At 37.3% G+C, this 12,293-nt stretch carries 7 protein-coding genes; 3 read left to right on the forward strand and 4 right to left on the reverse strand.

Features of this window, described 5'->3' with window-relative positions:
- The first annotated feature begins 440 nt into the window (after positions 1-440).
- A complete protein-coding gene (locus N7931_RS12985) occupies positions 441-1,208 on the forward strand; it encodes a ThuA domain-containing protein (protein ID WP_410369354.1) in 768 nt (255 codons plus the stop codon).
- A gap of 180 nt (positions 1,209-1,388) precedes the next feature.
- On the opposite strand, the gene N7931_RS12990 is transcribed toward N7931_RS12985, so the two are convergent.
- Together N7931_RS12990 and N7931_RS12995 are read right to left on the reverse strand one after the other, a co-directional pair.
- Complete coding sequence (locus tag N7931_RS12990) at positions 1,389-2,519, reverse strand: FecR family protein (RefSeq protein WP_262794649.1); 1,131 nt, start codon at positions 2,517-2,519, stop codon at positions 1,389-1,391.
- The gene (locus N7931_RS12995) at positions 2,512-3,066 is read right to left on the reverse strand and encodes a sigma-70 family RNA polymerase sigma factor (protein WP_262794650.1); all 555 of its coding nucleotides are present in this window, start codon (positions 3,064-3,066) and stop codon (positions 2,512-2,514) included. Before N7931_RS12995 ends, N7931_RS12990 begins: the two co-directional genes overlap by 8 nt.
- 469 nt (positions 3,067-3,535) lie before the next feature.
- Between N7931_RS12995 and N7931_RS13000 the strand changes: the two genes are divergently transcribed.
- Both N7931_RS13000 and N7931_RS13005 read left to right on the forward strand, forming a co-directional pair.
- Complete coding sequence (locus tag N7931_RS13000) at positions 3,536-6,241, forward strand: TonB-dependent receptor (RefSeq protein WP_262794652.1); 2,706 nt, start codon at positions 3,536-3,538, stop codon at positions 6,239-6,241.
- 80 nt (positions 6,242-6,321) lie between these two features.
- Positions 6,322-9,237 (forward strand): glycoside hydrolase family 2 TIM barrel-domain containing protein, encoded by a 2,916-nt coding sequence (locus tag N7931_RS13005; RefSeq protein ID WP_262794653.1) that lies wholly within the window; start codon positions 6,322-6,324, stop codon positions 9,235-9,237.
- A 136-nt stretch (positions 9,238-9,373) separates the two neighbouring features.
- Here N7931_RS13005 and N7931_RS13010 read toward each other — a convergent pair whose 3' ends face one another.
- Both N7931_RS13010 and N7931_RS13015 read right to left on the reverse strand, forming a co-directional pair.
- Positions 9,374-9,868: a hypothetical protein gene (locus N7931_RS13010; protein WP_262794654.1), complete on the reverse strand. Its 495-nt coding sequence runs from the start codon at positions 9,866-9,868 to the stop codon at positions 9,374-9,376.
- Positions 9,869-10,028: 160 nt separating this feature from the next.
- Complete coding sequence (locus N7931_RS13015) at positions 10,029-12,275, reverse strand: TIM-barrel domain-containing protein (RefSeq protein WP_262794655.1); 2,247 nt, start codon at positions 12,273-12,275, stop codon at positions 10,029-10,031.
- Positions 12,276-12,293 lie beyond the last annotated feature (18 nt).

The following is a 12,293-nucleotide window of genomic DNA, read 5'->3' on the forward strand; positions in this document are numbered from 1 at the left end:
AATAATAAAACGTAGAAAAAGGTCAGGTTATTTCCTGACCTTTTTATTTTACAAGTCTAATAACTCGCTTTATAAATCCAACCCTATGCTTGCAAAAGGTGAAATAACAGAGCAAGCTTTCTGCAATATGCCTTACCTACAATGTACATACATCAATAAAAATACTCCTGCTGCTAAAACTTTAAAGAATCAAGAGTGAATTAATACTTAACTTATTGATCTGAAAAGTTCACATCTGTCCAAGAAACAATTAATTTTCAATAAAACAAGCTGAATCAAAATAAAGACATACGTAAATAACTCTCCTACTTTCAGCTAAAAAATAGATCGCTGAGAAAATTTATAACTTTTTGATTACAACTTAACCTAGACACCCAGCTCACTTTTATCAGACAATCTAAGTCGTTTAAATTTAGAACAAAGGAATTTAAGGAATAAAGATGAGTATTATGAAAAAATTGACAATAACGATTAGTTTATTTTTTGCTATGTTTTTCTGCCATGCAGAGCAATTTAATGTTTTATTGTTTAGCAAAACAGCTGGTTGGCATCATAAATCTATTAACCAAGGTGTTAATGGATTGGAAACACTTGCAAAACAACATTTTTTTAAATTAGATTGGCACGAAGATGCTAATCGATTTAATGACGAATTTTTAAAACAATTTGATGTCATCGTTTTTTTAAATACAACAGGAGATATTTTAAATAAAGACCAGCAGGCAGCATTTCAACGTTTTATCCAATCAGGAAAAGGATTTGTTGGTATCCATAGTGCGGCAGATACAGAATATGACTGGCCATGGTATGGAAAAATGATTGGGCACTATTTTAAGATACATCCTCAGATTCAAACGGCTCAATTAAATATACTAAATAATCAGTTTCCAGGTATGGTTGCATTTAATGATAAACAGTTATGGACTGACGAGTGGTACGATTTTTATCCAAGTAAGCAAACTAATTTAAATTATATTTTAGCTGTAGATGAGCAAAGCTATTCACCTGAAGCAAGTTGGGGTGATATTAAAACTAAAGGGATGGGAGATTTTCACCCTATTGCTTGGTACCACAATTATGATGGCGGCAGAGCTTTTTATACCGCTCTTGGGCACATGCCATCCGTTTATTCAAATGAACAATTTCTACGTCATCTATATGGAGGAATTTATTGGGCTGCAACTGGTAAAGGAATCAAGTCAAATTAATTTAAAACTCCGATAATATACATATCAAAGTTATCATCTGATTTTATAGTGGCAATTTTGAATATCAGATTAATATAAATCTTAGCTGGTCATAAAAGAGCTTTATAACCAGCCAAGATTTATTAACTATTGCTAAACGTGCTGTAAAGCAGATGACATTTAAATACTCTCATACTGATATTAATTAACTTTAGCCTTACTTAATACAATACTTTGTTTATCTTTCGTTTTTTCTGCTTTTAAGCCAAAGTTATGGGTTAAAATTTCAGTAATGTTATTTAATTCACTTACTTTTATCCGGGCGACTATTTTCATTTGTTTTAACTCAGCTTGTTCCAGCTCAAATCGATATTCAGTGTATTGAGCTAATGTTTGCAAAACGGTTTCGAGCGGCTCACCATTAAAAGTTAAACTACCCGTTTGCCACGCCAATAATTGATCAATTTGAGCTTGTCCCACCTGCACTTTTTGGGCATTCTTCAAACTATTTTGCTCAGTTGAAAGCTGTAGTTTTTCACCTTTATTAACACTGATAACCAAATGATTATCAGGCTGGTTTTGATTGGCTGGTACAGGTTTAATCTCTGCAACGGCCACAGTGCCATCAGTTACAATTAACTCCACTGCCAGCTCATTTTCAATCGCCACATTAAACGCTGTGCCAACGGCTTCAAAAGTTTTATCTTTGGCGATAACCGAAAGTGGCCAGGTTTGATTATGAGCCACTTCAATATGAAGCTCGCCTTTATTTAAATAAAGTAAACGACGGTTATCAGTAAATACCACTTTAACCTGAGAATTGGTATTCAGCCGTAAGCTAGATTGATCCGGTAAAATAAAATGCCCTTGCTCACCAATTTGGGTATGAAAGGTTCTTACATATTGCACTGTATTCGTTTGAGAGTTATGCGCATCTAAAATCACAGAATCCTGATATGACTGATTTGCACTAGGCGCTGGAGTTTGTGCAGTTTGCATAAACCACAATAACCCAACACAAAATACCGTACTAAGAGCAACCGCCATTTTAGGTAGCAAGCTCGTTTTTCGGCGTTGCTGGCGTTTTTGATACGGAAATATCGGTGCTAAATTAGCCAGCATATTGGCATCCGTTACCGGCTTAGCGACTTGATTAAATAACTTTTTATGTAATTCAGACTGATTTAACCAATCCTCAAACTCAACCTGTTGAGTTTGGCTAAAGCCCTCTTCTTGTTTAATTAACCAACCGGCGGCATCCAATATAATTTGCTCTTTGGTTTTTAAATCAACCACATTGGCTTTATCTGTGTTTTGGTTATGATTAATCATGGCGACGACCTCTCCCTTGCATAGTTGCAAAATCGCCCTGTTCACTCGCTTCGGCTTGGTGCACAAGCGCCTGAAATTTTACATAACCACGCTGCAATTGAACTTCAACAGTGCGACTACTTAGCTCTAATTCGTCGGCGATTTCTTTAATTCTCATTCCGTATACTTTCTTCATAATAAAAATTTTTCGGCACTGCGGCGGCAACTGGCGTACAAGCTGGCAAAATAATAAAAACTGTTCATCTGCTTCAACTTGTTGGTAGGTTGAGTCCTGATGCTCAAAACCAAATTCAGATTCATCCTCAACAGAATCATTTTTTTGTGACTGAGGTTTGCGTAAAAAATCAATCGCCAGATTTTTTGCCACTTTATAAATAAAGCTTTTATTAATACTGGCGGTTTTTTCCTGCTGATGCTGCCAAACTTTTAAATAAGTTTCCTGCACAATATCGTCTACCTCATCCGGTGGCACAATTGAAGAAACAAAGAGTTTCAAACGCCCCCGAATAGACTGAAAAAATGAGACTGAGTCTTGTTTATTATCCATACTCTAAACCATGTTTACCGCAACTTGAGTGATGCTTTAGCTATATAACGCAGCAGCGCAAGAAAATACTTACTTTATTCAAAAATAAATCTGCTTACAGATTAATCCATCAATTTGTTAAATAAGAATAACAAAACCATGAGATGCTTAAAAATGATTATTTCCCCAAAAAATAAAATATATAAAATTCAATACACTAAAAAAAATTTAAAAATATTTATTTATTTTATTAATTTTTTGTAAGTATTTTTGATTTTAAATTTCGTTATATGAGCGTGTTTAATCAATTATGTTTGTTTAATTGAAACACTATTCAATGTCATTGCTCACTCTTTATGTTGTTTTAAGGTGACAGAATAGGATTGAAACAGGTCAGGAAGTTATGCCTTTTTTTATGCTTTAACATACAAGTTAAACATAAAAGCAGGCTCATTTTCTGGTTACAACAAAGACGCCAAGAGAATTTAAAATGAAAAATACTAAAGTATATACCAGCGTGATTTGTGCATTATTGGGGTTATCAAGCGCACAATCATTCGCCGCAGAGCAAACAGACAATACTGCTGAAGATATGGAAATAATTGCAGTAAAAGGCTTTAGAAGTTCACTTAACAAAGCGTTATTAGATAAACGCGCCAATGTAAATGTAAGCGAGTCCATTTCTGCCGAAGATATGGGTAAGTTTCCAGACCTCAACATTGCTGAATCATTACAGCGTGTCCCTGGTGTTGCCATTAGTCGTGAAGGTGGCGAAGGTCGCCGGATTACTTTACGTGGTTTAGGCCCGGATTTTACCCGCACTACGTTAAATGGAATGGAAATTCCATCGACCACTGATGAACTGGATTCTTCGGTTAGCGCATTAAATGGTGGCCGTGCATTTGAGTTTAATATGTTTGCATCTGAGCTGTTTAATCGGGTCGATATTCAAAAATCACCGATGGCTTCAATAGAAGAAGGCGGTATTGCCGGTACTGTCGATCTATACTCAGCCAAACCGTTTGATAATCGTGGTTTTCATGTAGCAGCCTCAGCACAGGCTAGTTATAACGATGTATCAAAATCAGTCGACCCACGCATTGCGGTTATGGTTTCTAATACATTTGCAGAAGATACGTTTGGTGCATTATTTTCAGTGGCTTATTCAACTCGCGATGTTAACCAAGAAGGTTTTGGTACCGTTGGTTGGCAAACACCCGTTGTTAACAATATGACTTATGTTGATAACCCAAATTTAGTGGTTAACGGCACCCCGGCTAATAATAATTGCCAATTAAATGGTGAGCAGGTCAATGCAGTTAACTGTTTATATACGCCGCGTTTACCGCGTCCTGATTTTTTTGGTAACCAGCAAGAGCGCGTTGGGATTACCACAGCTTTACAATGGGCACCAAATGACGATACCGAAATCACCTTTGATTATCTGCATTCAGAACTTGAAAATGACCGCGCGTTTTATAATTTTTATGAAATGTACCGTAACTATTTTTCGCAAATTACCCCGCTTGAAATTACGGTTCACGAAAACGGTAAACAAGTTGAAGCCGGTTTATTTGACGGTTTAACTGGCCGAATTGAAAGCCGTGAAACTTATGCAAAATCAAAATTTGATCAATATGCATTATCCGGTGAATTTAACTTTACCGAGCGTCTGCAATTAAAAGCCATGTTAGGTTTAGCTGAATCTGAATTAAGACGTGAAGAGTTTCGTCATATTATGGATACACTAGAAACACATCAATTTGGCTTTGATTTTTCTAATAATGCGAACTCGCCAGATGTTGAGTATTTTTATAACTTTAATGATCCAGCCGAATACAATTTAAGCTCATTTGATGGTGCAGGTGAAACAGATAAACGTAATATTACTGGTAAACTTGACCTTAAATATGATGCCGATGAGGTCACGATTAAAACCGGTTTAGCTTATAACGACCGCAGTATTACAACCCGTGGATATAGTTTACCCGCATTACAACTAAATAGTGCGGTAGGCTTTACTGAGGATTTCCCTGAAAGTGATTATGGCGATGGATTTGACGGTAATACGTTCCCATTTATTGTCGCTGACTTTGCCAAAATGAAAGAAGAAATAGCCAGAACGACTGGTGCAAATGGTTGGCAAGAGCAACCCGCTAATGGCTATAAAATTGAAGAAGAAACTATGGCAGCGTATCTTGAGTTTGATACTCAGTTCGATATTGCCGACATGCTATTAATGGCAAACTTTGGTATTCGTATGGTGGATACAGATACCACTTCAACCGGTTATGTAGAAGTAGATGGTAGTGTCTTACCTATTATCGCCAAACATGATTACAGCAACTTTTTACCCTCAATGAACTTAGCGTTAGAGGCAGTAGACGATGTGATTGTCCGTTTAGGGATAACCCGTTCTATGACTCGCCCAAGCTTAACTAAATTAAGTCCGGGCAAACCTGGATTCAGATACATTGAAGGGTTTGCTACGGTTGGTAACCCTTATTTAGACCCTTACGTATCTAATAATTTAGACTTAGGGGTTGAGTGGTATTTTGACGATGAAGCATTATTAGCTGCAACCATCTTTTATAAAGATGTAGAGTCTTATATTCGCTCCACTCAAGAGGATAAATTAATTGATTCCATTTATTATCCGGCAATTGAGCAAGATCCAAGTTTTGACCCACGGATATCGGTTGATCCTTACACCACACCTTATACACATTTTTCGTCTGATAATGCCGAAGGCACAGACATTAATGGTATTGAGTTAATTTACCAACAACCACTGAGCTTTTTACCGGGCTTTTTAAGCAACACAGGTATTGTCGCCAACTATACTAAAGTGCACTCGGGTGAATTAGTCGGTGTTTCTGAAAACTCTTACAACTTCACTTATTATTATGAAGAAGAAGATTTTGGTGGCCGTATCTCGGTGAACAGCCGTGATGATTATTTCCTTGAAGTCCCAGGCTTTACCGGTAACGCACAAAGCGCGGCAACCGGACCAACGCACGTTGATTTTTCATCGTTTTATAACATCAATGAAAATGTCACCGTGTCGTTTGAAATTATTAACTTAACCGATGAATACTCAAGACTTTATATGACAGGTGACGGTACGCTTAACTTAATGCGTGAGTACAATCACTCTGGTCGTCAGTTCTTCTTAGGTGTTCGTTATAATCAGTAAACTCTAACCTCAAATAAGCAGCTCGGTTAATTTAATCAACCGGGCTGCCAATTTGGACATAATATTTAAAAGGAATCTAAATGCTCAACTCACTTGCCGGCAAAGCGCTACTTTGTTTTTTCAGTTTAATCCTTTTAGCTTGTTCTAATCAGCAGCAGCCAGACTCTAATACAGTCACAACTCAAATTAAAATGCTCAGCGGTACTGGCAGCCACGATGCAATCGAGTGGGATTTTTATTGTAACCAAGGGCAAAATTGCGGTAAGTGGTCAAAAATAGCTGTCCCTTCTAACTGGGAATTACAAGGCTTTGGGCATTACAATTACGGTACAGATAAAACAAAACATAATGAACAGGGTATTTACCGTCGTTATTTTACTTTAGCGGATAATTGGCAAAATAAAACCATAAAAATTGTGTTTGATGGTGTCATGACAGACGCCACAGTGCTAGTCAACAATCAACAGGTCGGGCCAAAACATCAGGGCGGTTTTTATCGTTTTAGCTACGATATCACGCCTTTTATCCACTTTAATCAACCAAATGAATTAAAAGTGATTGTTGATAAAGTATCTGCTAATTCAAGTATTGAAACTGCTGAAAGACAAGCCGATTATTGGGTATTTGGCGGTATTTTCAGACAAGTATTTTTACAAGCTTTACCGCAAAATCATATTGATTGGGTGAGTTTAGATGCCAAAGCCAGTGGCGAATTTAAGCTAAATGTCTATTTAGCGCAAAAAAATAGTTTAACAACAGCCAGCCTAGATAAAGTCCAAGTAGTTGCTCAAATTCAGGATTTAAACGGTAATCACATTGGCGATAGTTTTAAAGCACCATTAAACAATGCAATGGCTAGCTTAAATACACACATTAATAGTCCTGCATTATGGAGCGCCGAAACCCCTAATTTATATCAAGTTAATATTAAACTACAAAATCAGCATAAAACCTTACATCAAATCACCAAAACATTTGGTTTTCGTACCTTTGAATTAAAACCGCATGATGGTTTGTATCTAAATGGAGAAAAAATTATTCTCAAAGGGGTCAACCGCCACAGTTTTCGTCCGCAAACTGGCCGTACCACAACGCCGCAAATTAGCATAGACGATATAAAATTAATTAAAAATATGAATATGAATGCGGTCAGAATGTCACATTATCCACCCGATGTTCATTTTTTAGAGGCCGCCGACAAACTCGGCATTTATGTTATTAACGAGCTGACCACATGGCAAAAACCGGCTTACGATACAGCATCAGCACGCCGCTTAGTTGCCCAATTAGTCAAACGAGATCAGGTTCATCCTAGTATTTTATTTTGGGCAAACGGCAATGAAGGTGGCTGGAATACCGAAGTGGATGATGATTATGCTAAATACGATCTACAAAACCGGCCAGTAATGCACCCTTGGGAATTATTCAGGCACCTAGATACCGACCATTACCCTACTTATCAAGATTTATTAGCCAAACCAGCCCAAGGTGAAGTTTTTATGCCCACTGAATTTTTGCATGGCTTATACGATGGCGGCCACGGTGCAGGGTTACGTGATTTTTGGGATTTAATGATGTCCAGTCCGCTGGGGGCCGGCGGCTTTTTATGGGTTTTAGCCGATGAAGGCGTAGCCAGAACCGACCAAAATGGCAAAATAGATACCGACGGCAACCATGCACCTGATGGCATTATTGGCCCAAATGGTGAATTAGAAGCCAGCTACTTTACCATTAAAGAAATCTGGTCACCGTTACAATTGACTAATTTAACCAATGGTCAACTTATCTCTACACAATTTAATGGTCAGTTAAATATCAAAAACCTTTACGATTTTAATAATCTAACTAACTTAACATTAGAATGGCGTTTGTATAAAACACAAACTGCATTTGATAAAGCAACCCACTCACCTCAGTTATTTGCAAGTTCTGAGCAAGTTTTACCTAAAACTCAACCAGACAACATTGCCAATCTGCAGCTCAATCTACCAGCCAATTGGCAACAACAAGGCTGGTTAGAAGTTGAAATTTTCGATAAAACCCAAGGTAAAGGCAAACAAAAATCTATTATAAACTGGTCTTGGCCTATTCAAACTGCGCAACAAAATGCAGCCTTAACAGCACAAACATTTAAGCAAAATCGAGTTAATAAAATACCTGAGCAAGCGGTAAAAATTATTCACTCAGATAAGACAAAACTGATTGTTCAAGCTGCGGATTTAACCCTTGAGTTTGCCCAAAACAGTGGCCGATTAATGAAATACCAACGTAAAGGCCGCGTTCATAACTTAACAAATGGTCCGCTATTAGTTCGCTCTGATGATTCATTGCACAATAAAAATATAGAATCTTGGCAATTACATGATCCAACCCAAAACGAAGCTGAGCAGAAAAGCAATACCCGTTTACAAACACAGCAAATTAATGACGGCTTAAAAATTACCCTTATCAATCCACCAAAAGGCATTGTAAAACAAGTTTGGACAGTACATAAGCAGGGTTATTTATCACTTGATTTGGATTATCATTTAGATGGACATTATGTGCTACATGGCATTAGTTTTAACTATCCACAATCGGCATTTACTCAAAAACAATGGCTAGGAAAAGGCCCTTACCGAGTTTGGGCAAACCGTTTAGAGGGCGTGAATTATGGCGTTTGGCAAAACGAATATAATCAAGGCATAGCAGGTGAAAACTGGATATTTCCAGAATTTAAAGGCTACTTTGCTAACATCAATTGGTTAGCAATTGGTGACAATAATAACCGGATTCACTTTTCAACGCCGAACCAAAACTTGTTTGCTCGCGTATTGCAACCAGAAAATGCATCTCAACCAGCCAATACGTTGGCTCTCGAATACCAAGGCGAAATCAGCTTTTTAAATAGAATCAGTCCAATTGGTACTAAATTTAATCAACCTAAAAATTTAGGCCCACAAGGGCAAGCGGCTTTTGAGCAAGGTATTCAGAATATTAAATTAGATATTTTTTAAGCAAACAACCAAATAAGTGCTTGGGGTAAAACCCGGTATCACTTCGCAGCGCCAACGCTTCTGGCGCTGCGAAGCTGGTATCTTATAAAATAAATCTTAAAGCGTTAAATAATTACCATACCGTAACTAAAGCTTTTTATTCCACCACAATATTTGAAGGTGCCAGATAGCTACGCAGGCTATCTTTTTTTACTTGAGTAACAAATAAAAATTGTCTGATATTTGTCCCCATGCTTGATTTTACATCTAATAGCGTGCCTATCGGCCCCAACCGATAAACTTTGATTTTGCAAATGCCTGATAATGGATATTGACTTGAAATGCCAAAAGTTGAGATATGTAACAATTTATCTCGTATGAAAAATGCAGGTGTCAGTCTGATAAAAAAAGTGATAATCCAAGCACCTATCCCAATCACTAATAACCATTCATAAATGAATAAAACCCGTTCAAAAAGTACATTTAGGTCAAGTTTTGTTGATGCGGCTTGCCCTCTTGCTGGAGCCCCTTTGGGGCTAAACAGCACAATAAAAGTAAATACAATCGCAGGTGTAGGAACTAACCAAAGGTAGGAGAAAAGAGCTTTCCAGCTAATTGTTTGTTTAACTTCACCATTGCGCCAATATTTCATTGTTTTCTCTTATTGTATTGTTTTGATTAGGTAAATATCGCCCACTAAATCAGAAGCCTACCTGAATGCAACAAATTGATAAATAGATTTTTATGCAAACTAAAAAGCTGATTTATAACAAATCAGCTTTTGTGGTGGCTTAGAGTGAATACAACAAAAATTACTTTATTAAAGTTAATTTGGCCGGCTGTCCTTTACTGAGGTTCAAAGTTAGCAGATTTTTAGACGCGTCAAATTGATAAGGAATTGTTTGACCGGCTTGCAGCACAGCTTTAGGTTGATCTTCAATGATCAAACTCATATTTAGCTTGTGATTAAATGCTGGAGCAGTGATTTCAATTTGTTTTGGTGATGACATCATCCGAATCGTTTTAGCCTGATTGGCATCCAGATAATCAATATATTCAAATTGTGTTTGTGCTTTTTGCATTGCCGGATAAGCATGAATAGTTAATTCTGGTTCAAATAGCTGCCAATTTTTAGCATTACCTTGAATAATATTCCCGGTCACCAAAAGCTGATTCTGCCCAATAAACCGTGGTAGTTTATTTAATGGCGCTGAAATTTTAATCGTTTTGCCACCTTGATATAACTTAGCCGGGTTATCAAAATCAGCCCAGTGGCCTTGCGGTAAATAGACTTGGCGCTGATAAGCTTTTTCAAATACGGGGGCAACTAATAAAGCTTTGCCTAAATAAAACTGATCCCATATTGAATAGGTGTTCTGATCCGTTAAATGGCGATAAGTTAATGGCTGCATCAGTGGCCCGTTTTGCGCAGAGGTATGTGCAAGCGAATATAAATAAGGGACAAAACGCATTCTGTCTTCTAATATCTGACGATAAATTTGCTGAAAATTCTCATCATATTTATTTGGCAGACGATCACCATGTTTACTGCTTTGCCCATCTACTTTTATCTCAAAAAAGCCAGTCATACTGCCTGCTTGCATCCAGCGAATATATAAGTCTTTATCAATTATGGCTTCGCCTAAATAACCAGAAACATCAGTCCCCCACACTGGAAAGCCCATAAAAGAAGCACGCATTGCATTAGCAAAATTGGCTTGTAAACCTTGCCAGCTCGACCTTGGGTCACCTCCCCATATAGCACTTAAATAAGGTTGGCTGCGGTGATAGGCGGAACGAGCAAAATTAAAATGTTCATCTCCCCAATAATCTTGCAGCGCATCATTAAATGCTTTAGCGGTTAATACCGCATATTTATTTTTACGTTCGTCGACTGTCACACTGGCATCAGTCCAAACTTCATGCTCGCTAAACATTTCATCGAGCCGATCAATTTTATGCCCTTGCACACCAACTTTATATTGCTTATTGGTAAGTTCTTGTTTAAAGGCTGCTAACGAAGGATTGTCAGTTAAATCCAAGTAGTTATATGAACTGGTTAGGTGTTTATCAAAGCGTGGATCTTCAAAAAATGGGGTTGAAGCCCAAGTCATAAATTTCATCCCAAACTCATTATTAATTTGAGCTATCCATTGCTTGGGATCAGCAAAATTCTGATTAAAATTCATTTTTGACCAAGCATGTGCACCGTCGCTGTAAGGCCGATCAACAAACCAGCCAGTAAAAGGCATTTTTAAAGCTGTCAGGATTTTGATATCACTGATAATTTCAGCAGCATTGGCATTATTATTACGCCAGCCAATTGCCCCCATTGCCCATACTGGTACTTTTTTAGGTTCGCCAATTAAATCAAAATAGGCTTGATGAATCTGCTCGCCACTATCGCCTAAAAATATATACCAGTCGAGTTTGTTGGCATCGTGATGAATTTTATTTTCACCGTTTATATCAAAGTAATATCGGCCTTTAGCAAATGAGTCAAAAAAAGCACCATAACCATAGCTGCTGATATAAAACGCAGAATAAGCAGACGCATAATTTTCGTGTAAATTATTGTTATTGCCGTTAATTTCAACATCAATCACTGCACCTTTTAAATCGGGAGATAATTGATTATCGGGTTGCAGTGGTTCACTTAAACCAAAAAAATGATCACCCAAAGCATTAAATTTTAAAGTAACATGGGCGAGCCATTTAGGTTGTGCATAGATGCGATAACCACCTTTAACTAAACTGATTTCAAATTCAACTTGCCGGTCGGCCGTGTCGTAAATACTTTTATACATTTCCACCTGATCAGAAAATGAAGCCACCAAAGTTAATTTATCTTGAGTTGCCGATGTTAACTGCCAAGTTTTTGCGCTTTGGTAATTCAATAAAATGTCTTGCAAATCAATAATCGTTTTACCATCTTTTAAAATTTGTAGTTTGCCATTATCGAAATTAAGCTGGCTATTTTGATAAGTTAGCTGTGCAGCCAAGCTGGGTAGCGCCAGCCAACTTAATGCAATGATAAAAACGTGTATTTTTTTAATCATTTTAATGCCTTATATTTA

Source organism: Catenovulum sp. 2E275, from assembly GCF_025515275.1.
In the GTDB taxonomy this organism is placed as follows: Bacteria; Pseudomonadota; Gammaproteobacteria; order Enterobacterales; family Alteromonadaceae; genus Catenovulum.